General features: G+C 54.4%; 24 protein-coding genes. 9 read left to right on the forward strand and 15 right to left on the reverse strand.

From position 1 onward, the window contains the following. Positions 1-70: 70 nt before the first annotated feature. Positions 71-340, reverse strand: coding sequence for a TraR/DksA family transcriptional regulator (locus SR894_RS15215; protein ID WP_246638079.1), 270 nt, complete (start codon positions 338-340; stop codon positions 71-73). An 80-nt stretch (positions 341-420) separates the two neighbouring features. On the opposite strand from SR894_RS15215, the gene SR894_RS15220 reads away from it, so the two are divergent. Beyond that, positions 421-1,617: an MFS transporter gene (locus SR894_RS15220; RefSeq protein WP_223288035.1), complete on the forward strand. Its 1,197-nt coding sequence runs from the start codon at positions 421-423 to the stop codon at positions 1,615-1,617. An 11-nt stretch (positions 1,618-1,628) separates the two neighbouring features. Here SR894_RS15220 and SR894_RS15225 read toward each other — a convergent pair whose 3' ends face one another. Further along, entirely contained in the window at positions 1,629-2,483 is an 855-nt protein-coding gene (locus tag SR894_RS15225) for a universal stress protein (protein WP_133729861.1), read from the reverse strand. A gap of 161 nt (positions 2,484-2,644) precedes the next feature. On the opposite strand from SR894_RS15225, the gene crcB (SR894_RS15230) reads away from it, so the two are divergent. Genes crcB (SR894_RS15230) through SR894_RS15240 form a run of 3 tightly spaced genes read left to right on the forward strand, consistent with a single transcriptional unit; the run spans position 2,645 to position 4,408 of the window. Beyond that, a complete protein-coding gene (gene crcB, locus SR894_RS15230) occupies positions 2,645-3,046 on the forward strand; it encodes a fluoride efflux transporter CrcB (RefSeq protein WP_133729860.1) in 402 nt (133 codons plus the stop codon). Continuing rightward, entirely contained in the window at positions 3,043-3,429 is a 387-nt protein-coding gene (crcB, locus tag SR894_RS15235) for a fluoride efflux transporter CrcB (protein WP_133729859.1), read from the forward strand. The genes crcB (SR894_RS15230) and crcB (SR894_RS15235) overlap by 4 nt, the downstream gene beginning before the upstream one ends. Positions 3,430-3,451: 22 nt before the next feature. Then, positions 3,452-4,408: an arsenic resistance protein gene (locus SR894_RS15240; protein WP_133729858.1), complete on the forward strand. Its 957-nt coding sequence runs from the start codon at positions 3,452-3,454 to the stop codon at positions 4,406-4,408. A gap of 17 nt (positions 4,409-4,425) precedes the next feature. Here SR894_RS15240 and cfa read toward each other — a convergent pair whose 3' ends face one another. The 3 genes from cfa to SR894_RS15255 all read right to left on the reverse strand — a co-directional run bounded on the left by cfa (position 4,426) and on the right by SR894_RS15255 (position 8,177). Further along, a complete protein-coding gene (gene cfa, locus SR894_RS15245; RefSeq protein WP_133729857.1) occupies positions 4,426-5,586 on the reverse strand; it encodes a cyclopropane fatty acyl phospholipid synthase in 1,161 nt (386 codons plus the stop codon). A gap of 222 nt (positions 5,587-5,808) precedes the next feature. After that, positions 5,809-6,666, reverse strand: coding sequence for a universal stress protein (locus SR894_RS15250; RefSeq protein WP_133729856.1), 858 nt, complete (start codon positions 6,664-6,666; stop codon positions 5,809-5,811). 20 nt (positions 6,667-6,686) lie between these two features. Beyond that, positions 6,687-8,177: a SulP family inorganic anion transporter gene (locus SR894_RS15255; protein ID WP_133729855.1), complete on the reverse strand. Its 1,491-nt coding sequence runs from the start codon at positions 8,175-8,177 to the stop codon at positions 6,687-6,689. 481 nt (positions 8,178-8,658) lie between these two features. Between SR894_RS15255 and SR894_RS15260 the strand changes: the two genes are divergently transcribed. Beyond that, entirely contained in the window at positions 8,659-9,672 is a 1,014-nt protein-coding gene (locus SR894_RS15260; protein WP_133729854.1) for an isocitrate dehydrogenase, read from the forward strand. Between the two features lie 72 nt (positions 9,673-9,744). Here SR894_RS15260 and SR894_RS15265 read toward each other — a convergent pair whose 3' ends face one another. Further along, positions 9,745-11,955 (reverse strand): heavy metal translocating P-type ATPase, encoded by a 2,211-nt coding sequence (locus SR894_RS15265; protein WP_133729853.1) that lies wholly within the window; start codon positions 11,953-11,955, stop codon positions 9,745-9,747. 68 nt (positions 11,956-12,023) lie between these two features. On the opposite strand from SR894_RS15265, the gene SR894_RS15270 reads away from it, so the two are divergent. After that, positions 12,024-12,503 carry a MerR family transcriptional regulator gene (locus SR894_RS15270; protein ID WP_133729852.1) on the forward strand — a complete coding sequence of 160 codons (480 nt, stop codon included), beginning with the start codon at positions 12,024-12,026 and terminating at the stop codon, positions 12,501-12,503. Between the two features lie 7 nt (positions 12,504-12,510). Here SR894_RS15270 and SR894_RS15275 read toward each other — a convergent pair whose 3' ends face one another. Next, on the reverse strand, positions 12,511-13,287 hold the full coding sequence (locus SR894_RS15275) for a ZIP family metal transporter (RefSeq protein WP_133729851.1): 777 nt from the start codon (positions 13,285-13,287) through the stop codon (positions 12,511-12,513). A gap of 173 nt (positions 13,288-13,460) precedes the next feature. Here SR894_RS15275 and SR894_RS15280 point away from each other — a divergent pair, with 173 nt between their 5' ends. The 3 genes from SR894_RS15280 to SR894_RS15290 all read left to right on the forward strand — a co-directional run bounded on the left by SR894_RS15280 (position 13,461) and on the right by SR894_RS15290 (position 15,943). After that, complete coding sequence (locus tag SR894_RS15280; RefSeq protein ID WP_133729850.1) at positions 13,461-14,030, forward strand: sigma-70 family RNA polymerase sigma factor; 570 nt, start codon at positions 13,461-13,463, stop codon at positions 14,028-14,030. Between the two features lie 22 nt (positions 14,031-14,052). Further along, entirely contained in the window at positions 14,053-14,250 is a 198-nt protein-coding gene (locus SR894_RS15285) for a zf-HC2 domain-containing protein (protein ID WP_275951297.1), read from the forward strand. Between the two features lie 424 nt (positions 14,251-14,674). After that, positions 14,675-15,943 carry a methyl-accepting chemotaxis protein gene (locus SR894_RS15290; protein WP_133729848.1) on the forward strand — a complete coding sequence of 423 codons (1,269 nt, stop codon included), beginning with the start codon at positions 14,675-14,677 and terminating at the stop codon, positions 15,941-15,943. A 102-nt stretch (positions 15,944-16,045) separates the two neighbouring features. Here SR894_RS15290 and SR894_RS15295 read toward each other — a convergent pair whose 3' ends face one another. The 8 genes from SR894_RS15295 to SR894_RS15330 all read right to left on the reverse strand — a co-directional run bounded on the left by SR894_RS15295 (position 16,046) and on the right by SR894_RS15330 (position 23,798). Beyond that, entirely contained in the window at positions 16,046-16,696 is a 651-nt protein-coding gene (locus tag SR894_RS15295) for a peroxiredoxin (protein ID WP_133729847.1), read from the reverse strand. A gap of 226 nt (positions 16,697-16,922) precedes the next feature. Continuing rightward, the gene (locus SR894_RS15300) at positions 16,923-17,960 is read right to left on the reverse strand and encodes a CNNM domain-containing protein (protein WP_133729846.1); all 1,038 of its coding nucleotides are present in this window, start codon (positions 17,958-17,960) and stop codon (positions 16,923-16,925) included. Positions 17,961-18,249: 289 nt separating this feature from the next. Continuing rightward, positions 18,250-18,717 carry an S-ribosylhomocysteine lyase gene (locus SR894_RS15305; RefSeq protein ID WP_035559056.1) on the reverse strand — a complete coding sequence of 156 codons (468 nt, stop codon included), beginning with the start codon at positions 18,715-18,717 and terminating at the stop codon, positions 18,250-18,252. Positions 18,718-18,750: 33 nt separating this feature from the next. Beyond that, positions 18,751-19,098 (reverse strand): putative quinol monooxygenase, encoded by a 348-nt coding sequence (locus SR894_RS15310; protein WP_088698900.1) that lies wholly within the window; start codon positions 19,096-19,098, stop codon positions 18,751-18,753. A gap of 61 nt (positions 19,099-19,159) precedes the next feature. Then, complete coding sequence (locus SR894_RS15315; protein WP_133729845.1) at positions 19,160-19,837, reverse strand: haloacid dehalogenase type II; 678 nt, start codon at positions 19,835-19,837, stop codon at positions 19,160-19,162. A 131-nt stretch (positions 19,838-19,968) separates the two neighbouring features. Continuing rightward, the gene (locus SR894_RS15320) at positions 19,969-21,402 is read right to left on the reverse strand and encodes an aspartate aminotransferase family protein (protein WP_088698902.1); all 1,434 of its coding nucleotides are present in this window, start codon (positions 21,400-21,402) and stop codon (positions 19,969-19,971) included. 200 nt (positions 21,403-21,602) lie between these two features. Then, positions 21,603-23,099: an NAD-dependent succinate-semialdehyde dehydrogenase gene (locus tag SR894_RS15325; RefSeq protein WP_133729844.1), complete on the reverse strand. Its 1,497-nt coding sequence runs from the start codon at positions 23,097-23,099 to the stop codon at positions 21,603-21,605. A gap of 222 nt (positions 23,100-23,321) precedes the next feature. Beyond that, complete coding sequence (locus tag SR894_RS15330) at positions 23,322-23,798, reverse strand: Lrp/AsnC family transcriptional regulator (RefSeq protein ID WP_133729843.1); 477 nt, start codon at positions 23,796-23,798, stop codon at positions 23,322-23,324. Positions 23,799-23,806 lie beyond the last annotated feature (8 nt).

Genomic DNA, 23,806 nt, shown 5'->3' on the forward strand with positions numbered 1-23,806 from the left:
AATCAGCACACTCAATACACTTCAGCACTAACGGATCCCAGGTGAGGCGTTTGGCCCCAATCCATTCGCCTCACTCGATGCACTCACCGAAGCTTTTACTCTCAATGCGCTGCAGGGCGGCATCTACTTGCTTCAGCTTTAGCTGGCGGCGCTGTTCGCCTGCTTTAGCCATCGCCTGCCCCTGCATGGCATCCATGCGTGACAGCCGACCTACCGACGTTTGATCCAGCATCACCGTATCCCGGGACGCTTCACTGCTGGCGCTCTCCTCACGGAGCGTGGCGTCGAGGGCCAGTAATTTCTCACGGATAACGGCTATATCCACCTCAGGGTGATTCATCTACGCCTCCCGTTGGCCTACAGTCGTTAACTTACTATCATTAATCCACTAATTTGTTTGATCGCGTAAGGGATTATTCGATGGGCTATCGCACTCTGCTGCGCGATCACCGCAGCTTACTCAGTATCGCTTTTCTAGCGATGTTTAGCTCAAGCCTTGGGCAGAGTTACTTTATTGGCCTTTTTCAAGCGCCCCTTTCAGACCATCTGGGTCTTAGCGTCGGCCAGTTTGGCACCGCCTATGCCATGGTGACTCTGATGGCGGGTTTCTGCATGCTGCGCTTTGGGCCCTCCATTGACTGGATCAACCCACGGCGCTTTGCCGCTATCGTCTTGTCACTGCTGTTAACCGGCGTTGTCCTGCTCACCTTATCGCCCTGGTGGTGGCTGGGGATAGTCGGCCTTGGCATAGTGCGGCTATGCGGCCAGGGCATGTTGACCCACTTGGGTAACACCCTCGCCGCCAGAGAGTTTTCCACCATGCGTGGCCGTGCCATTGGCCTGGCTAACCTAGGGATACCGCTGGGTGAAGCGCTGCTCCCCCCGTTAGTGGCTGCCGCGCTTATCTGGAGCAGTTGGCAAACCTTCTGGTGGCTGCTGTGTGGCGTCATCGCCCTGCCTTGGCTGTGGCTGCTGCTAAAAGCACCTTGGCCTGACGCACCGGGCGTTAAACCAACCAAGCAGACGCCCCATGGCCCTCGCCCCTTTCGCGAAAAACGCTTTTGGCTGCTAATGCCGCTATTAATGGCCCTCCCCATCACCATGACGGGACTGTTTATCTATCAAGCGCAATTAACGGAGTCTCTGGATAGCTCACTGGCGGTTTATGCCCTGGCGCTGACCGGCATGGGAATCGCCAAATTGCCGGGGGCATTATTAGGAGGCCGCTGGGTGGATAAACTGGGCCCCGTAAAGCTAGCCCGCCTTTACCTACTCCCCTACGCCTTTGCCATGGTGATGGCACTCACCATTGGCGGGCATATCAGCATTTGGGCATTGATGGTAGGGGGCGGCTTGGCCATGGGCGCGCAAGAGCTAATTGCATCGGGTCTGCTGATCAAGCTATGGGGAGCTGAGCACCTAGGGAGGGTTCGCTCCGCTCTTAGCGCTGCCATGGTGTTCTCCACCGGCGTCGCGCCCGCCGTACTGGGGTTAGCCCTTAGCGCAGGCGCACCTTTTCATGCCCTTCTATTAGGCATGCTTTTGTTTATCATCGTCGGCTGGCTACTGGCTCAGCGCGTACTGTGGGAAGCCTCCACTATCACGGCTGAGCCTTAAACGTGCCGCAATCAGCGCAAAATAAGCACCGGCAGCTGGGCTTTACGCAACATCGTGGTGGTAGTACTACCGACCAGCAGATGACGAATCCGCGAGTGGCCGTAGGCACCCATCACCAGCATGTCGATATCATGCTCTTGCTTATAGGTACGCAGGGTCTCTTCCACCTCGCCCGCGCGTATCGCCCCTTCGGCGGTGTGCCCGGCCTCGCGTAAGGTTTCCAGCGCCCAGCTCAGCTGCGAGCGATTTTCAGCGGTTTCCGCGCCGACAATCACCACGTGACAGGTGGCACCTTCAAATAGCGGGCTTTTGGCCAGCATCTCCACGCCTTTGCGGGCCGTTTTACTGCCGTCGAATGCCATCATCACATTGTGCGGTTGAACAAACTCCTTTGGCACCATGAGAATCGGCCGGTGCATTTCCCGTACCACGCGCTCAAGGTTGGAGCCTAGATGGCCGCTGGCCTGGTGCGCGGTCTCGCCCCGCTTGCCCACCACCAAAAGCCTAACGTCTTTTTCGTTCTCGACCAGGGTTTCCACTAGAGTGCCATTGCGCTGCAAGCATAGAGGGTCAGCAATACCAGCGTTGATTGCACGCTCCTTGGCGGCGTCGAGTAGCAGGCGACCCCGCTCGCGGGAAACTTTGGCATGCTGCTCTTCAATAGCTGACAGCTTTTCCAGCAGGTGCTCTCTAGTACCTAGTCCCAGGTTACCGGTTAAATCCGGCTCGGCTACCTGGGCATGGTTATCCACGGTATGAATAAAACTGAGCGGGGCATCCAGCGCTTTGGCAGCCCAGGCCGCATAATCACACACACCTTCTGAAAACTGAGAACTATCGATAGCTGCCAACACGCGATCTGACATAAGAAACTTCTCCTTGAGCATCAATATTATTTTTATATTCTCACCCTTTTCTACACGAACTCATTGACCCGCGACACCCTAAAACGTTCTTACCTGCTTCGGACGCTATAGTACCCGCATGTTAAACTTAGCAGCCTATTGAGGTGCTTCAGGGGGAAGGCATGGGACACGGCTTAACAAGCGTACTGTTAGTCGCGCTAGGCGGCGCGTTGGGTGGTATGGGGCGATTTGCGATTTCCAATCTACTCGCCCGCTGCCTAGGTAAAGCCTTTCCCTGGGGAACCCTGGCAGTTAACGCCAGCGGAGCCTTTCTAGCGGGCTGGCTGCTCGGCAGCCTAGGTATCGCCAGCGCCCCGTCCCCTCTATGGCTGTTTACCGTGGCCGGTCTACTGGGTGGCTACACCACGGTCTCCTCTTTTAGCTTGCAAACCATTGAGCTATGGCAGGGCGGCCAACAACTCCGCGCCAGCGTAAATATTGGCGCCACGCTCCTACTCGGCTTAACCATGGTATCCCTTGGCTGGTTGTTATCAGGCGCTTCATTGTCAGGAGCAACCTTATGAACGCCTGGAAGGCTTACCTTGCAGTGGGTGTCGGCAGCGGGGTTGGTAGCGCGCTGCGCTACGGCGTTTCGCTAATATCGCAGGCAGCACTAGGGGGTTATTTCCCCTGGGGAACACTTCTCGTTAACGTACTGGGTTCATGCTTAATCGGTTGGTTGGCCGCCACCCTCTCGCGCTCTCCCCGCAGCCAGCTAGCGCGTTTTCAGCCATTGCTGGTGGCCGGTTTTTGCGGTGGCTTTACCACCTTTTCGCTGTTCAGCTTAGAGACACTGCATCTGGTGCAGTTAGGCCGACCGGGGATTGCACTGATTTATATTGTGGTCAGTCTCCCCCTCTGGCTGGGTGCCGCCGTGGTGGGTGAGCGCTTGGCGCTCGCTAAATAGTGCTGCAAAAGGGTAAACCACTATGCGCGAGCAGATGGAAAAGCATCAGTCTTGGCTCTACCTGGCTTTCATTGGCTTAGGCCTAGCCTTAGGTATCGGGGCACCGCAATTCGCTGAGCCGCTAGCGCATTTTTTATGGCCGCTGTTAGCGGTGCTGCTTTACGCCACCTTTACGCAAATACCTTTGCTACACATTGCCCGAAGCTTCGCTGACACACGTTTTATGGCCGCGCTGATGGTCGGTAACTTTATTGCCATTCCGGCCTTTTTAGCCCTGACTGTTATTTGGCTGCCGCTGTCTCCCGCCGTGCTGGCAGGCGTTTTACTGGTACTGCTGGTGCCTTGCACCGATTGGTTTATTACCTTTACGCATTTAGGCAAGGGTGATAGTGCTCGGGCGGTTGCCGCCGCCCCACTACTGCTGCTGGTGCAGTTAGTCGCGCTACCCGTTTATTTGTGGCTGTTTCTGGGCAGTGAGTGGTTTCAGCTAACGCTCTCTACAGAGTTATTGAGCGCTTTTGCAGGACTTATCCTCACGCCTTTAACGCTCGCCTGGATTACCGAGTTCGCCGCCCAGCGCCACAAAGCGGTTAAAAGAAGCGTACATTACTTGGGACTACTGCCCGTGCCGCTACTTGCCTTAGTCGTGTTTATAATCGCCGCTTCCCAGATCAACACTGTGTTCGAGCTTAGCCGCGTGTTGATTCAGGTGGTATTTATCTTTATCGGCTTTTTACTCTTTGCAGCACTGTTGGGCAAGGGACTTGGCAAGTTGTTTAAGCTGCCCACCGCCAGCGCTAGAACGCTAGCGTTTAGCTTTGGTACGCGTAACTCTTTTGTGATGCTGCCCATAGCCCTGACGCTACCCAGCGCTTGGCAGGCAGCGGTCGTGGTGGTGGTGTTTCAATCACTGGTAGAGCTATTTGGTATGGTGGCACTGTTACGCTGGGTGCCCAGTAAGTTACTCCCGGATCCCTAGTTTTTATTAGATAGCGATTAGCTAACACGGGAGTAACCTCCCAGCACACCTTGCTTACTCATCACCAACTGCCAAAGATGGATTTCCCTGGCCCGGAAAGCGCCGGCACAACTCAGCAAGTAGTAGCGCCACATGCGATAGAAACGCTTGCCATACTGGCTTTCAAATGTCGGCCAATGCCTCTCAAAATTATGGTGCCATGCCATCAGGGTACGGTCGTAATCAGCCCCAAAATTATGCACATCCTCCACCACAAAAAGCGCCTCAGTGGCATCCATGATTTGCCCCAGGGTGGGTAGTTCGCCATTGGGGAAAATATACTTATCAATCCAAGGGTCAGTCACCGTGTGGCTTAAATTTTTGCCGATGGTATGCAGCAAAAACAGGCCGTCATCCTTTAAGCAGCGGCTAGCCACGACCATGTACTCGCGATAGTTTTTATGTCCCACGTGTTCGAACATACCAATACTGACAATGCGATCAAACTGCTCGCTTTCATTGCGGTAATCCTGCAAGCGGAACTCTACCGGTAAGCCCTTTTTGATCAATCGCTGGCCAAACTCCGCTTGCTCTTTGGAGATAGTCAGGCCCACGCACTCCACACCATAATGCTCGGCCGCGTAGGCCATAAAGCTCCCCCAACCGCAGCCGATATCCAGCACGCGCATGCCTGGTTTTAACTGCAATTTACGGCAGACTAAGTCAAGCTTGGCTTCCTGGGCTTCGTCCAGGGTTCTGGCATTTTTCCAGTAACCGCAGGTGTAGGTCATGCGCTGATCGAGCATGGCCGCGTAGAAGTCATTACCCAGATCGTAATGCTTTTCGCCCACTTCCCAGGCACGCTTCGCCGTTTGACGATTTAGCAGGCGCGAACGCAGAGAGTGATAAATCAATTGCGTAGGCTTGATACGCTGCCCGAGCTGGGTACGCATTAAGCGGTAAAACAACTCGTCAAGCCGATCGGCGTCCCAGTCACCCTGCATATAGCTTTCGCCAAACCCAAGATTGCCTCGCGAAAGGGCGCTATCAATAACGCCGGGGGCATTTAACTGAATATCCCAGGGGCGGTGGCCGTCGAACCGAATATCGGCTTGGGCCAGTAGCTCGGCAACAAAGCGGTGGGAAGTAGAGGCTTCATCGAAACCAACAGGCTTTTTCTCCAACATAGGCATGTTCACGGCAGGCTCCTCTCGCTAATCCAACTGGTGGATAGGTCACAACCTGACTACTAGCATAGAAGCGCATCGCAACATTAGCATCATTTGATGGAGATCAATTTTATGCACTGCAAAGACTAAAAAGCCGGCTCACTCAAGAAAGAGGGCCGGCTGCGGGAAAAGTCGCAATGCAAGCTAAACGGTTATGCGCTGCTGCTTTTTTTGAGCTTTAGCTTTTGAGTTTTAGCGCAAAATCAGCACCGGTATGCGGCTACCACGTAGCATGGCCGTTGTGGTGCTGCCGACCAGCAGGTGACGAATACGCGAGTGCCCGTAGGCACCCATCACCAGCAGGTCGATGCCGTGCTCTTTTTCGTAGGCTTGTAGGGCTTCATCTACCTCGCCAGCACGAATAGCGCCTTCAGCCTGGTGGCCCGCTTCGCGCAGTGTGCTTAACGCCCACTCAAGCTCGGAACGGCGTTCAGCCGTTTCCGCACCCACGATCAGCACATGGCACTCGGTGCCCGCAAAAAGGGGCGAGCGTGCCAGCATCTCAACCCCTTTACGAGCGGTTTTGCTACCGTCAAAGGCCATCAATATCTTTTCAGGCTGCTTGAAGGTTTTCGGCACCATCAGAATCGGCCGGTGCAGTTCACGCACCACCCGTTCAAGGTTAGAGCCAAGATGCCCGCTGGCCTGGTGGGCGGTTTCACCGCGTTTACCCACCACCAGCAAACGCACCTCTTTTTCAAGCTCTAACAAGCTCTCTACCAGGGTGCCATTGCGCTGACGAGTAACGGGGTCGCTGACCCCATCCTCAATTGCTCGCTCTTTAGCCGCTTCCAGCATCAGCTTGCCATGCTCGCGGTTCACCTTAGCGCGCTGCTCATCAAGCTCAGAAAGCTCTTTCATCAGCCTTTCGCGGGCACCAAAACGCAGGTTGCCGGAAAGGTTCTGCTCTTCGGGTACTTCTGAGTGGTTGTCGACCACATGCACAAAGGTTAACGGTGCATCCATGGCCAAGCTTGCCCAGGCAGCGTAATCGCAGACGCCTTCAGAAAACTGGGAACCGTCAATAGCGGCTAATACTTGATCTGTCATATCGCTCTCCATGCGTTGGTTTAGTGGCCGCCCATCAGTTTTTCAACCGCTTCGGGGTCATTGTGCACCGCATAGCGATCCACTACCGTCGCGCTGGCCTCGCTCAAGCCCACCAACTCTACTTCGGTACCTTCACGGCGGAATTTAATTACGATCCGATCAAGTGCCTGTACAGCAGTCACATCCCAAAAATGCGCACGAGAAAGGTCAATCGTCACTTTCTCAATGCTTTCCTTTAGATCGAAGGCGGCCGTAAAGCGCTCAGAGGATGCGAAGAATACTTGCCCCACCACCTGATACTCACGCTGCTTACCGACTTCTACTTCTTTTGAACCAACGTAGAGAATGTTGCCCACTTTATTAGCAAAGAATAGCGCTGCTAGCAGCACGCCTACAAAAACACCAATCGCTAAGTTGTGTGTACTGACGGTAACTGCAACCGTTGCCAGCATGACAATATTGGTGCTTATCGGATGCTTTTTAAGATCACGGATCGACTCCCAGCTGAAGGTACCGATCGACACCATAATCATTACCGCCACCAGCGCCGCCATTGGAATTTGCGAAACCCAATCGGCTAAAAAGACCACCATCATCAGTAGTACGACACCCGCTATCAGCGTTGAAAGGCGCGTACGGCCACCAGATTTTATGTTGATCACCGATTGGCCGATCATGGCGCAGCCCGCCATGCCGCCCATTAAACCTGCACCAATGTTGGCGATACCTTGGCCCTTACATTCGCGGTTTTTATTACTCGGCGTATCGGTCAAATCATCGACAATGGTGGCAGTCATCATAGACTCGAGCAGACCGACCACGGTTAGCATCATCGCGTAAGGTAGAATGATCCATAGCGTTTCCAGGTTCAGCGGCACACTTGGCCACAGGAATACAGGCAATGTATCAGGCAGTTCGCCCATATCACCGACGCTGCGAATATCCATACCGCTGATCATATAGACCGCGGTAAGTACCACAATACAGACCAGCGGTGAGGGGATGGACTTTCCGATGACAGGTAAATAGGGGAACAGGTAGATAATGCCCAATCCGGCCAGCGTCATGGCATACACATGCCAAGTCACATCGGTCAACTCCGGTAGCTGTGCCATGAAAATCAAAATCGCCAGCGCATTAACGAATCCCGTCACCACTGAGCGTGACACGAAGCGCATCAAATCCGCGAGTTTCAGATAACCAGCAATAATCTGGAGCACACCTGTCAACAGCGTGGCGGCCAGCAAATATTCAAGCCCATGCTCTCTCACCAGCGTCACCATCAGTAACGCCATAGCACCAGTCGCCGCCGAAATCATGCCGGGGCGCCCCCCCGTGAACGCAATGATCACCGCGATACAGAATGAAGCGTAAAGACCAACTTTGGGATCAACGCCGGCAATGATTGAAAAGGCAATCGCCTCGGGAATTAGTGCAAGGGCGACAACGATTCCAGAGAGCGTGTCGCCTTTAATGTTGGAAAACCACTCTTGCTTGGTATAGAGAGACATTCAGGGAGTCCATGGCTGGAGGTTAAGATTTTACAAACTCTCGACGCGGCATATCAGCACACACAAGACGTGCGGCGTCAGGCCAATGAGTCAATGCTGGAGTAATCTAGGGTGCGGCCGTCAATAGCATGCCGCAACGCCATGACAACGCAATTAACGAGGTCAGACGTTTTATTGAGGGGGGGAAAACCTAGGGCGGAGTCATCAGCCCTGAAATAGGTAGTGCCTGAGATAAAGGTGAAAGGATCATTACCGTTATGCCTTGCTGTAAGAAGAACCGCAAAGTTAAAGCGGGATGCTATAAGCAGCGGCATTCTAGCAGCAATTAGCGCTCTTTGCACCCGTGCTACATCCTTTGCAGGGTGCCCACTAGATGCAATTTGGCGTACCATTGCGCTCGAAAATGAGGTCTTATCAAGTCCCAACTATTTACGTTGAAGCGGCATACGCAACACACTTGTCGATCAAAGAGGAGCAGCACATGAGCCAATCTATTGCAGTCATCAAGGGCGACGGTATCGGCCCCGAAATTATGGAGGCCACACTGCGTGTACTCGACGCCTTAGATTGCGGCTTAACCTACCAGCATATTGACGCTGGCTTAGGCGCCCTTGAAAAGCATGGCACGCTGATCCCTCAGGAGTCGTTGGATGCCATCGAGAAATACGGCATTGCGCTGAAAGGCCCGCTGACCACGCCGATTGGCAAAGGCTTCTCCTCGATTAACGTACAGCTACGTCGTCACTTTGACCTTTATGCCAACGTGCGCCCGGCGATTAGCTTTCCCGGTACCCGTTCGCGCTACGACGACATCGATATGATCACCGTGCGCGAAAATACCGAAGGCGCGTATCTTTCCGACGGCCAGGAGATGATCGACGACGGCGATACCGGCATTTCAGTGATCAAAGTAACTCGCAAAGGCTCCGAGCGCATTGTGCGCTACGCCTTTGAGCTGGCCAAAAACAATGGCCGCAAAAAAGTCACCGCGGTACACAAAGCCAACATTATCAAAACCAGCTCGGGGTTGTTCCTGGACGTGGCGCGGGAGATTGCCAAAGAGTATCCCGAGATCGAATTCCAGGAGATGATCGTCGATAACGCCTGCATGCAGCTGGTAATGAACCCACATCAGTTTGATGTGGTGGTCACCACCAACCTGTTTGGCGACATTCTCTCTGACCTTTGCGCTGGTTTAGTGGGCGGTTTGGGCTTGGCCCCAGGGGCAAACATCGGCGAAAAAGCGGCGATTTTTGAAGCGGTGCACGGCTCAGCGCCGGATATCGAAGGCAAAAACATCGCCAACCCCTGTGCTCTTCTACTGGCCGCCGCACAAATGCTTGACCACCTGGGCATGACAGAGAAAGGCACCGCCATCCGCCAGGGTATTCGTACCGTGCTGGAAACCCGTCGCGACATGGTTACTCCTGATATGGGTGGCACTGGCACTACCGACTCCTTCGCCCAGGCACTGGTTGAATACGTACAGAGCTAGTACCAACAGCGCTAGCAGATAAAAAGCTAACCAGCCGGGCTCGCTTGAGCCCAGCCCTAACACGGTCGTTATTTAGTCCAGGTCATTAAAGCGGTAGCGCAATAAGTGCAGTGCATTGAGGGTGACCAGCACGGTCGCCCCAGTGTCGGCCATTACCGCGACCCACATCCCCGTGATCCCCAGCGCCGTAGAGACCAAAAACAGCGCTTTAAAGCCAAGCGCCAGCGCCACGTTGGTTTTTACATTGCGCATGGTTGCTCGGGAAAGCGCGATCATTTCGGCTATCCCGCCTACCCGGTTTTTAAGCAGCGCAGCGTCGGCGGTTTCAAGCGCCACATCGGTACCGCTGCCCATGGCGATACCCACTTCTGCCGCTGCGAGTGCCGGTGCATCGTTAATACCATCACCCACCTTACCTACCGGCCCAAGCCCCTGAGACTGCCACTCACGCACGCGCTGGGCTTTATCTTCCGGCATCAGCTCACCTTCTGCTTCAATGCCCAGCTGCTCACCAATGGCGGCCACGGTGCGGGCATTGTCTCCGCTGAGCATCACGGCTTGCACGCCTAAACGTTCTAGTGCTTGAAGGCCCTCGCGAGCATCTTCACGGGGTTCATCACGTAGTGCGATTAGCCCTAAAAGGCGCTCATTTTCTATCCCGTCCTCTCCTTCTATTCCTCTTTCTAGCAAAACAGCCAGGCTTTTGCCCTGCGCTTCCAACGCCGCAATACGGGCTTCTATCTCGCCGGTGTGCTGGGTGAAAGGTTGTAAATAGCGCGGGCTCACCAGCAGTAACTCACGCCCTTCGACTTGCCCGGCAACGCCCTGCCCGGCTAGCGCACGGGCACCTTGCACAGTAGGCACCGGCGCTCCCTCCTGTAGGTCATAATAGTCACTGATCGCTACAGCAAGAGGGTGGCTCGAGCCCTGCTCCAGAGCGGCAGCAAGACGCACTATCTCAGCACGACGGTTTTTATCAAGACGGTTACCAGCTTCAAGGCTCTCCACATCCGTCACGGTGGGTTTGCCCGCAGTTAGCGTGCCGGTTTTATCCAGCGCGACCCGCTTGAGTTTGCCTAACTGCTCTAATACTGCGCCGCCTTTCATCAACAGGCCGTTGCGAGCACCCACCGATAACCCGGCCGCAATGGCCGCAGGCGTCGAGATCACCAGCGCACAGGGGCAGGCAATGAGCAGTAGCGCTAGGGCACGATAAATGGATTCCGACCACAGCATCGTCGACACCAGCGGCGGTATGATAGCGACCAGCAGCGCCACCCCGACGACCGCCGGCATATAGTAAAACGCAAAGCGATCAATAAAACGCGCCACCGGTGCTTTGGCCGCCTGAGCCTCCTCCACGAGCTTAATCACTCGGGCGATGGTGTTGTTTTCAGCGCTGCGGGTTACCTCAACCTCAAGCACGCCATCCAGATTGACGGTGCCAGCAAATACTGACTCGCCTTCGCTACGCTCCCGTGGCACCGACTCACCATTCACAGGCGATTCATCAATCGAGGAGTGACCAGCAATAATTTGCCCGTCACAGGGCAGACGGTCGCCGGGGCGTACCTGCACCCGTTGCCCCGGCTGAAGCGAGGCGGCAGCTACTTCGCGCACTTCGCCCTGCTCCAGCAACCGCGCGGTGGAGGGCGTTAGTTTGGAAAGTGCCGAAATACTGCGGCGTGCCTGAGCGGCGGCAACGCCTTCCAGCATCTCCCCCACTGCAAATAGAAACACCACTACCGCTGCTTCGGCGGCGGCGTTTATCGCCAACGCCCCAAGGGCTGCGATGCTCATCAGCATTTCAATGGTGAAGGGGTTGCCCACCTTAAGTGCCTGCCACGCACGCTGAACAACCGGCACAAGCCCAACGACCGTCGCAGCTATGAATGGCCAACCGCCCAAGGCGGGCCAGGCAAATCTAAGCCCCCAGGCAAGCGCCAGCAGCGCACCACTGACAAGCACCAAACGCCCTTTGGGCGACTGCCACCAGGGGGTATGTTTTGTCGATCCAGCCATGCTGGCCGACTCATCGATCAGTTGGTAGCCCAGAGCCGTAATCGTCGACTCAATCTCGGCATGCGGCAGCGTTTTACCGATTGTGGGAGTCAACTGAACCGACCCCGCAACGGCACTCGCCGAGACATGTTCAACATGGTTTAAACGATTTAGCGCCGCTTCAACTTTACGTTCGCAGCCACCGCAGTCCATACCCTGCACGCGCAGGGTAGTCGGCGACGGAGAAACTGCAGAGGTTTTAGCCGGTGTGGTCGTACTCATCGCTCTTTGCTCCAAGTTAGTCTATCTTAGGAGCAGCGTAATACCTGTAGTCACTAGAGGTTCAAGTAATGAAAGATCAAACCCCTGAGCCAACTTCCACTGAGCGCTATATCGGCATTGGCGAGCTGGCACGCGAGTCCGGCTGCAAGCCAGAAACGGTGCGCTACTACGAACAGATTGGGCTACTGCCTTCAGCACCGCGCAACGAAGGCAATCAGCGGCGCTACACCACAGCCGCTATCCGCCGTTTGACGTTTATTCGCCATGCGCGGGATTTTGGCTTTTCAGTGGAGGCGGTACGAGAGCTGTTACAAATGGCGGATCACCCCACTATGCCCTGCGAAGAGGTAGACACGCTAGCGAAGCGTCACCTAGCCGAGGTCGAGGCACGACTTGCACGACTCACCTCGGTACGCGATGAGCTCAAACGCATGATCAATCAGTGTGCGGGAGGCAATGTTGGCCAGTGCCATATTATTGACGTGCTCAGCGATCACCGCCTGTGTCATCAGGCAGGGCCTCACGGTGGCGCCGATGTCATCGGCTAATGCGCGATTAACCCAGCCACACGTCTAAAAACAGCATAATCACCAGACCCATGGCCAAACCAAAGGTGGCTTTTTTCTGGTGCCCGCAGCGGTGAGTTTCGGGAATGATTTCGTGGCTGATCACATACAGCATCGCCCCGGCGGCAAAGGCCAGGCCCCAGGGCAGCAGTATTTGGGAAACGCTGACAATACTGGCACCAAATAGCCCTCCAACGGGCTCGATGAGACCGGTTAGCGCAGCAATCGACCAGGAGCGCCACTTTGAGTAGCCCTCGCCCATTAAGGCGACCGCAACGGCGAGCCCTTCTGGCATGTTCTGTAGGCCAATACCGATCGCCAGGGGCATGCCGCCCTCTAACCCATTGGCCCCAAAGCCGACGCCCACCGCCATGCCTTCCGGTAGGTTGTGGATAGTAATCGCAAACACAAACAGCCACACCCGGCGAAGCGATGCAGCCTCCGGCCCTTCACGGCCCTGGGCAAAATGCTCATGGGGCAGATGCTCGTTAAGCAGCGCAATCGCGCCCATCCCTAACAAAATAGCCGCACAAACAATCGCGGCAGGCACGGGGCCGCCGGAATAATAGATTTCCGCAGCGTCGAGCGCTGGAATAATCAGCGAAAAGAATGACGCCGCCAGCATTACCCCCGCCGCAAAACCTAACGCCAAATCACGAAAGCCCCGGCTAGGCGTTTTACCCAGCAGCACCGGTAGAGCACCCACCGCCGTCAACAATCCAGCAATTAAGCTGCCCAAAAACCCTAATAACAACGTATTTTCCATGGACAGCATAAACTCGTTTGGCAATCAGAAAGGCATCAGAGAGAACGACACGTTGTTGTATAACGTGGTATCAGCACGTACTTTAACGCACTAAAGCCCAATGAAAAAATAATGATGGTCTTCACCAGCACGATGTCATTGTGTGCCCTGAAGACATTAATAAAGGGATCATCGTGCCTCTTTCCGCTACATCAGCCGCTGCCCACTTTACCCAGCTACGACCTCGCTTAGTGGCCTTTGCGCGCCTGCAATTACGCGATGCCACCGCCGCTGAAGATGCCGTACAGGAAACCTTGCTCACCGCCTTTGAGAAAAGCGCCACCTTTGAAGGGCGCTCCGAGTTCGAGACCTGGGTATTTGGCATTTTAAAGTACAAAATTCTGGATCAGCTTCGCCAGCAGCGCCGTCAAGGGACTTGGCAACCGTTAGACCAGGACTTAGACGACGATACCCTTGACCGTCTGTTTCAACAGGATGGTCACTGGCAGAGCACTGCCCGTCCCAGCCACTGGGGAGAACCAGAGCATGTGTTAGAAAACCAACGATTTTGGCAAGTATTTGATGCATGTTTGATCGCCTTACCGGAGAGCATCGCACGTGTATTTACCCTGCGTGAACTCATGGGGCTTTCCACCACAGATATCTGTAAGGAAATCGGCATTACTGAAACCAACTGCTGGGTCATCTTACACCGTGCACGTTTACGGCTAAGAGAGTGCTTGGATCATGGTTGGTTAAATTAGCTGAAAGGAGCCTGATATGCTTATGTGTCGCGAAGCCACGGCGTTGATGTCTTTAAAACAGGACAAAACACTATCATTGCGTGACAAGCTGTCCCTTCGTATTCATCTGTCGATGTGCCGAGCCTGTCGAACCTGCGCCCGTCAATTCGACCTGTTACACCAAGTTGGCAATCATCACCCAGCCTCCCAGCATAATTTTCGCAAAACGTTAGACGACTAGCCTCTTCAACCAGGCACTACAAACCACCTCACTCCCCCGCTTCCGCTTTTCATCAGCAGAATGTTTCGCGCTCCCAACAAAAATATTGTACAAAATATTTACATCAGAGTGATTTTGTTCAAAAAATCCTCTACAATTTTAGTTATACACGTATTGTACATAGAAATAGAACATAGCCGCTTAGCTTCCACCACTTCTTCAAGTTTCTCGAACAAGCAGCTATTCAGATGACATTCTCTAAAGCTACTTATCATCAACAGTCCGGCTAGACCCTATGATTATTAGCCTAAACTAATGATAAAAAACACCGAAAAACTCATAAATGCAACATTTTGTGTCATTTGGACACAAATTGATGCTTATAGACCGGATCTGCTCTAACCTTGTACACAAGAGTTACATGGCCCCGCTGACAGGATTAGCAATGCTCACACTTCTCACTTCCAATGGTTTACACAGTGCACTATATCAACACACCGCTTGCATCTCTTTTACACCTGAAGGGGTGATTAAAAAGGCAAGCGAGCAATTCCTGACCGCCGTAGGCTACACGCTTGACCAAGTGAAGGGGCAACACCACCAAATTTTCTGCTTCCCAGAAGAGAGCCGTAGCCTTGAGTACCGCACCTTTTGGGAAACCCTGGCAGCTGGGCATAGCCAACAAGGCCGCTTTCGGCGTTCTAATTCCCAGGGAGAGGAAATTTGGTTAGAGGCTACCTACATACCGATCAGTAATCGGCGGGGTAAGGTTGTAGAGGTACTTAAAATTGCCAATGACATTACAGCTGCCCATCAAGAGGCGGAGCGGAAAAATGCCATCCTGGACGCGCTAAACAGCTCCATGGCGGTCATTGAATTTACCCCTGGCGGTGAAATTCTCAATGCCAACTCAAATTTTGAGCAGGCCATGGGCTATCGAAATGATGAATTAGTTGGCGCGCACCACAGAATGTTTTGCCCCGCCAATTTTTCTCAAACTAACCCCCGCTTCTGGGAGCGGCTGGCTCAGGGCGAGTACATGCAAGGCAAGTTTGAGCGTTTGGATTCTCGTGGTGCCAGCGTATGGCTAGAGGCGACTTACAACCCGATTAAAGATAGTCATGGAAACGTAGTAAAAGTGGTCAAGTTTGCCACCGATATTACCCGCTCCGTTCAGGCGGCAGAGTCCGCTACACGTGCCGTCACTGCTGCCCAGAGCACATCCTCTCAAACAGAGCAGATCGCCCAAAACGGTCTTAGCCATCTGCAGCGCGTTGTGCGTGATTCTGAACAAGCGGCACTAACATTGGCAGAAGCACAGCAGCTAATCGCCGCACTTAACAATCAGGCACAGAGTATTAACAGCATTACCGAGTCGATTGCCCGTATCGCTAACCAAACCAACCTGCTATCGCTCAATGCCGCGGTGGAAGCCGCACGCGCCGGTGAACAGGGGCGCGGGTTCGCGGTGGTGGCTAACGAAGTACGCCGCCTGGCCAAAGGCTCTAGTGAAGCGGTAGAGGATATTACCCGAGTGCTAAAAGAGAACAACGCCTTAGTCGAGCGCACCACTCACGCCATGCAGCAGGTAGTGGAGCAGGGGAAATCAAGCCAAACCAGCGTTAGCGAAATTGAGATTATCGTCAATGAGATACTCACCGGGGCACGCAACGTTTCAACGTCCATTGAACAGCTTGCGCTAGAGTCCGCTTGATGCGCCATGAAAAACACCCCAATCGTTGGATGAGTGTCCAACTTTTGGGGTGCAGTTCACAGGCGCTGGCTTTTCGCTTCTTACATCACTCTATTAACGCCATTAGCGCAGTGGCGTTTTGCGCAAGTAGGGCAGAACCGTTTCGTATTCGCCATACTTCTGCTTGGCATCCGCGTCAGAAACGCTAGGCGGAATAATCACGTCCTGACCTATCGTCCAATCGGCCGGTGTGGCAACGCCGTGTTTGGACGTGGTTTGCAATGCATCCAGGGCGCGTAGGATTTCGGCAAAGTTGCGCCCTACGGTCATTGGATAGGTCATGGATAGTTTCAACTGCTTATCCGGCCCAATAATAAACACCGAACGCACCGTGGCGCTGTCTGCAGGCGTACGGCCATCGGGCAGATAGGCATCTTCGGGCAGCATGTCGTACAGCTTTGACACCGTTAGCCCATCATCGGCAATGATCGGAAAATCGACTTCGCTGCCGCTGACGGTTTGGATGTCATTGCCCCAGCGCTTGTGGTCTTCAACGCCATCCACGGAAACACCGATCACTTTGGTGCCGCGTTTCGTCCACTCTGCGCTCAACTGTGCAACGGCACCGAATTCCGTCGTGCAAACCGGGGTAAAGTCTTTAGGGTGCGAAAACAGGATTGCCCAGCTGTCGCCAATCCAGTCATGAAAGCGAATCGGCCCTTGGCTAGTCTCCGCTTCGAAATCGGGCACGACGGCATTAATACGTAATGACATGCTTTCCTCCTTAAATGGGCGTTAGACGCCCTAATAGCTTATTTGACTTTCAACACCTTCACTATAGATCATTTAGCGCTAAGACAGCGAGTCGTAACACAACGTTCACTCGCTCAGCCAAGCGTAGTCCAACGGCACAAAAGCCTGAACATAACTGCCAGTAAAACCAGAACGGCGCCCGAAGGCGCCGTTCTAGCTATACAAACAGAGCATCCCTTCCCAGGGATTACTCCTCTGCTTTGGCGTCTTTATCTTCCCGCTTCACCCGCTTTATCCACTTTTGTTTCGCATAGTGGCGTAGATTGGCCACATTGTCGGTCTCATCGACAATATCTTGCCCCAGAATGGTTTCGATAATGTCTTCTAACGTTATTAAACCTACAAAGGTACCGTGCTCATCGTAGACCACCCGCATGTGCAGGTGGTCTTTCAGCATGGAGGTGAATACCTGCTCAACGTTATGTGAGACGTCCACGCTGCCGATCGGATGCATCAACTCACGCATTGTTTTGGCATCGTCGGCATGATACATATCCGCTTTATGCACATAGCCAAAGGCCTGCTCACCATTGTCCATCACTGGAAAGCGTGTGAACGGTGCTTTGCCATACTGCTCATCAAACGTTTTCACGGTCATGTCAGGCAAAACGGTTTCACACACCGTGCGCGGAGTCATCGCTTTGCTAACCAAGATATCGTGCAAGTTGAGCATATTGATAATGGTGCGCGACTCGTCGGCATCCAGCACCTTCTCTTCCAGACCGACACGGGCCAGCACTTTAATTTCATCGCGCAAATCGACATCGTGCTCTGACTTACCTAGTCGACGGGTGATCTGTTCCGACATCCAGATAAAAGGCAGCAGGCCTATAATCATCGGATTTAAAAAGCGCGGCAAAAACGGCGATAAACCACGCCAGTAAGTCGCGCCAATGGTCTTCGGAATAATTTCCGACAGTATTAAAATCGCCATGGTCATTACCGCTGAGACGATGGCAATAGAGGCTTCGCCAAACACGACCGCGGCCTGAGCACCCACTGCAGTTGCACCCACGGTATGGGCAATCGTGTTGAGGGTCAAAATAGCGGCTAGGGGCCGATCGATATTAGCCTTCAGGCGCGTAAGCGAGGCGTGCAACTTGGGGTTATCTTCTTTCTGCTTAGCAATATAGCTGGGCGTAATTGAAAGAAGCGCCGCTTCAAGGATGGAACATAAAAACGAGAACGCGATTGAAAGGGTAGCAATCGTGATTAGGAGGAACATGAGGGCCTAGAGTGATGGGTTGTACCGGGTTTATAGGGGCACCATAAGTGGAAGTCAATACTTCTCTATCACGCATTCATCAAGCCCGCAGAGCTAAATTCATGGGCGCAGCGGCAGCGCGGCACCGATGGCAACGAAGATGCCTTTAAAACCGCGACCAACGCGTCAGGATGTCACTGTTGATCAGCGTTTTCCATTCGTTAAAGCGCTCTCAATAAAACGCCTCCCCTTGCTATAAGTAGCATCGGGGAGGCGTCAGGCTAACTATCTGCTTACTGCGATATAACGCTTAGGCGAACACCTCAGTCCACTCGCTGCGCTTGGCCAACAGGTTGCGAGCCAGTTCCTGGGCACCTTCCAAACTGTGGCTGGCGGCCCAACCGCACTGCATTTCATTGCAGGCAGGCACTTCAGTGGCTTCTAGCACGTCGTTTAGGGTTTGCTCGATGATGGTGATCACGCCGTCGTAGTCGTCGTGATTGATCATCGCTATGTAAAAGCCGGTTTGGCAGCCCATGGGGCTGATATCGACCACTTTATCGGTGTGATTGCGCGAAAGCTCAGCCATTAAGTGCTCAAGGGAGTGCAGCGCTGGCATCTCCATATGATCTTTGTTGGGCTGGCAGATACGCAGGTCGTATTTATGGATACGATCGCCGTTCTGGCCTTCTTTAATATCGGCTAACCGTACGTACGGGGCTTTTACCTTGGTGTGATCCAGGTTAAAGCTCTCTACGTTCATCTTTTTATCGGTCATATTGGCTCCTTTTTCGCTTAAAGCTTGATTCGCTTAAACCTTGGGCGCGTCAAAATTCCAGGGCTCATCGGTGTAGACACACACGTTGGCATCTTCGATATCGCCATCCGGCGCTTCAACGTGCTTGGCAAAGAAGTCTTGAATCTCTTTGCGCTGGCAATGGGCTTCAAACTCTTCGCGGCTGGCCCAGATTTCATGAAACACAATCGGGTAACTGGTGCCCTGGGCGAAGGGGTTATCGATCTGCCGGGTTACGGTGTAGTGAATGCACGCATCTTCCCGGTGGGTGTTCGGCTCTAACGACTGAAGCGCTTTGAATACCGCCTCTTCTTTGCCGGGTTTGGGCTTAAAACCGGCAATACAGTAAATCTTTTCTGACATAATCATCTCCTAAGTCGTCAAGCGTACGTCATTATGCGGCTTGTCGATGTAGGTTAACAACCTAGCGGATGATGCGCTCTGCCAATACTTCTAGATCGGTCACGGTCATATCCGGCTCAATCCCCCAAGGGTCGAAAGGGGCGTCAGAGCTGCGCCGTATCCAGGCACTGCGTAGGCCTGCATGGGTGGCGCCAATCACATCAAAGGGGTTACTGGAAACCAGCCATGTCTGCTCAGGGCGTGTCTCCAAGCGGCTACGCAAATGAGTGTACACCGCGGGGTCTGGCTTAAAGCGTTTTACCTCATCGGCGCTGATTACATCGTCCATATGGCTCTCAACGCCTGCGCGGGTAAGTAGTTTGGACACGGCATCCGCTGTACCGTTCGAAAATGCCACACAGCGTATGCCCGCATCGCGAAGCTGATCTAGCGCAGGCACTACATCGTCAAACGCGGGCAGCTCACCGTAGACCGCCATTAGATGATCTTGGTCGTTATCCGAAAGCCCGGTTTGCAGTGCGCGGTCGATAAACACCAGCGCTTCGCGGGTGCACTCCGAAAACGGCACGTAAGCTCCCATCAGGCCATGGCGAAAGCTGTACTCTAGCTGCTTATCGCGCCAGCGGCGGGCAAATTCACCGGCTTTGGAGGCATCCGTTAGGCGACGTTCGAGCTCAACGGTAACCCCTTGGGTATCGATCAACGTACCGTATACATCGAAGGCTAAGACCGGTTGCATCGTTGGCTACTCCTTAACTTTCAATTAATTGTGACCTGAGTTCAGCTTATATATCTTTAGCATAGTAGACACCTTCAATAACAAAAGCGCCGCTGCACAGGCAGCGGCGCTTAGAAGGCTAAATCAGGTCATCAAACCGTAAACGCGGCCTCTTTTTCACCACTTTTCAGGTCGCCAGAGCGCACCAGTTCATCGGTAACCCGGTCAATGGCTCGCTTGGCGCGGCCAATCATCTCATCCACTTCCCCACGATTAATGGTCAGCGGCGGCGCAAAGCCAAGAATATCGCCTTGGGGCATGGCCCGGGCAATCAGGTTCTCTTCCATGGCAGCCGCCGCCACGCGAGGGCCCACTTTGAGGGCGGGGTCGAAGTGCAGGCGCTGCTTGGCGTCCGGGGAGAACTCCAGTGCCGCCATTAAGCCAACGCCGCGTACGTCGCCCAGCAGCGGATGGCCTTCAAAGTTAGCCTTTAGCTGCTGCTGGAAGTAGCCGCCGGTTTCAGCAGCGTTGCCCACCAGATTTTCACGCTCAATGATATCCAGGTTAGCTAGCCCTGCCGCACAGCCCAGGGCGTGGCCAGAGTAGGTCCAGCCGTGGCCGATGGGGCCGTACTCACCGGTGCCCTGCTCCAGCACCTGCCAGACTTTCTCACCCACAATCACACCGGAGAGCGGCTGGTAGGCGCTAGTTAAGCCCTTGGCGATCGTGACCAGGTCAGGCTTCATATTGTAGTGATGGCTGCCGAAATCAGAGCCGGTACGGCCAAAGCCACACACCACTTCATCAGCAATCAGCAACACATCGTACTTCGCCAGCACGGTTTGAATCGCATCCCAGTAGCCTTCCGGCGGCGGTACGATACCCCCCGTACCCAGAACCGGCTCGCCAATAAAGGCAGCCACAGTATCCGGGCCCTCTTCCAGAATCATCGCTTCCAGCTTGTCGGCGCAGTAAGCGGAGAACTCAAGCTCGGTCATACCGTGCTGTTCGGCGGCGCGTAGGTAGTAGTGCGGCGCTTCGGTATGGCGAATAGTGTCAATGGGCAGATCGAAGTGGTCGTGGAACGCTTTCAGGCCGGTCAGCGAGCCGGAAGCAATGCCCGAGCCGTGGTAGCCGCGCATGCGTGAGATAACCTTTTTCTTCTGCGGGCGGCCCAGCACGTTATTGTAGTAGCGCACGATCTTGAGCTGGGTTTCGTTGGCGTCCGAGCCGGACATGCCGTAGTACACTTTGGACATGTTCATACCGGCGATTTTCAAAATACGCTCGGAAAGCTCGATCTGCGGCTCGTTGGAGTGGCCCACATAGGTGTGATAGTAAGAGAGCTCTAACGCTTGCTTATAGATCGCTTCAGCGACTTCGGTGCGACCGTAGCCGATGTTGACGCAGTAAAGCCCGGCAAAGCCGTCGATAAATTCACGGCCGTCTTTATCCACGATATTGATGCCTTTGCCGCCGGTAATCACACGGCCCGGCGCATCGCCATGGGCGAAGTCACGTAGGTGGGTAGAGGCGTGGAAAGTAACTTTACGATCGCGTTCGATCAAATCCTGATGCAAGCTCATAGCGTTCTCTCTATACAGTAAACCTCCCCAAAAGTGGGGAGGTATTTTATCTTTGGTGACTGACTAAATGCTGGGCACCTAGCGGTGCCTTCGCCCGGCGGAGCCGGCCTCCCACAGAACCAACTCAAGCTCCTGAACGGGTGTTGTGGGAGGGCGCTTCAGCGCGCGAAGCTTTTCTACCCGAGATTAAACTTCCAAATTCAGCTCCCAGACACTGAACCCAGCGCGCCCAGGCAGTAATACTTCGTTTCCAGGTACTCATCGATACCCGTGGCGCCACCTTCGCGGCCAAGGCCGGACTGCTTCACGCCACCAAAGGGAACCGGCGGGCCGGTCATCTTAACCGAGTTAACGCTAACCATGCCGTACTCTAGCGCGCGCATCAGCTTCCAGATGCGGCGGATATCGTGGGTGTAGATGTACGCAGCCAGGCCGTACTCGGTGTCGTTGGCCATTTCAATCACTTCGTCGTCGGTGCTGTAGGCGGTGATGCCGGCCACCGGCGCGAAGTTCTCTTCCCGCCACACTTTCATCTGCGCCGTTACGCCGGTCAGCATCACCGGCATAAAGAAGTTCTCGCCGGGCGCTTGGCTTTGATCACCACCGATCACGGTGGCTCCTTTGGAGATGGCGTCATCGACAATCGCCGCCGCTTTCTCTACCGCCTGACGGTGAATAAGCGGACCAAGGTCTATCTCGCTTTGGAGACCATTGCCCACGGTAAGCGCCGCCATACGCTCGCTGAAATGCTCAACGAACTCATCGTGAATGGATTCATGCACCAGAATGCGGTTGGCGGCTAGGCAGTCCTGCCCCGCGGTTTGGAACTTGGCATCAATGGCCGCAAAGGCCGCCTCTTTGGGATCCATGTCGGGCCCAACAATAAACGGCGCATTGCCACCCAGCTCCAGGGAGAGCCGCTTGACGGTATTAGCACTCTGCTCAATCAGTAGGCGGCCCACGCGGGTGGAGCCGGTGAACGACAGCGCCCGAATTCGCGATTCGCTGCAGAGGATCTTTGAGACTTCCGCTGGATCGCCTAGCACTACGTTGAAAATCCCGGCGGGAATCCCAGCACGCTCGGCCAGCTCCGCCAGCGCCAACGCTGAGTAGGGTGTTTCGTTAGCTGGTTTGACGATCACCGGGCAGCCCGCTGCCAGCGCTGCCGCGGCTTTGCGGGTAATCATCGCCAGCGGGAAGTTCCACGGCGTAATCATCGCCGCGATGCCCACTGGCTCTTTAATGGTGCCCAGTGATGCATTGGGGATATGGCTAGGGATGGTCTCACCGTAGGTACGCTTGCCCTCTTCGGCAAACCAGCGCACAAAGCTGGCACCGTATTGCACCTCACCACGGGCATCGGGCAGCGGCTTACCCTGCTCCAGGGTCATAATAGTGGCGAGGTCTTCGCGGTTGGCTTGAATCAGATCGTACCAAGCCAGCAAGCGCTCACAGCGCTCATCAGCGCGTAGCGCACGCCACTGTACAAACGCAGCTTCAGCGGCGTCTACGGCAGCGGTGATCTGCTCGGCTTCCAGCAAAGGGATATGGCCAATGGCTTCATTGGTGGCCGGGTCGTAGACAGCCTCTTCGCGACCGCCTTCCCCGTGGGTCCACTTACCGTTCACGTAGGCGTACTGCCGGAACAGACGCGGATCTTCCAGGCGCTTGGCGAGCGTGGTCGATAGTGTGGTCATGGGAACCTCTCCTCAAATGCAGTCTGGCTAACCGAGCGCTGCAATTACTGTGTGGCATTGTCAGCAAGCGCTCATAAGCCTTGCTGTCGAATGCCCCCAGGTTAACGGAGAGGAGCCACGAAGTGTTTTTGAAAACCGAGACTTATCACGAGACTTTTTTTGTCAGAGGGCGTTTGGCAGTACTTTTTTTTGGTGGGCTTACGATAGGGAACCAAAACTGCATTAAAGAATATCGTCGGTATCAATACCTATAGGAACGCGCTTAACGGTTTTGGTAACGATATAGGTAAAATAGCGCTCGATACCGGCTTCAGAAACCAGCCACTTATCCATCAAACGCTGATAGCTATCGATGGTGCGCGCTTCAAACTTGACCAGGTAATCCACCCCGCCCCCCACAGCCACGCACTCGGTAACTTCCGGGGTTTGCATTACCAACGCCTCAAAACGCGCAAAGCTGTCCACGTTGTGTTGTTTGAGCTCGATCTGTACCCAGACCGCATTGCGCGGCACCAATACCTCGCTATTGATGCGCGCGCTGTAGCCCTGGATCACGCCGGCTTTTTCCAGCCTCTTTACCCGCTCCCAACAGGGGCTGACCGAGAGATTGATCGCTTCGGCCAGCTTCGACTTAGTGATTCGCCCATCGCGGGAGAGGATGTCGAGGATTTTCAGATCGTACCGGTCAAGTTTCATCATGCCGAGGG

Origin of the sequence: Vreelandella neptunia (genome assembly GCF_034479615.1) — a bacterium.
In the GTDB taxonomy this organism is placed as follows: domain Bacteria; phylum Pseudomonadota; class Gammaproteobacteria; order Pseudomonadales; family Halomonadaceae; genus Vreelandella; species Vreelandella neptunia.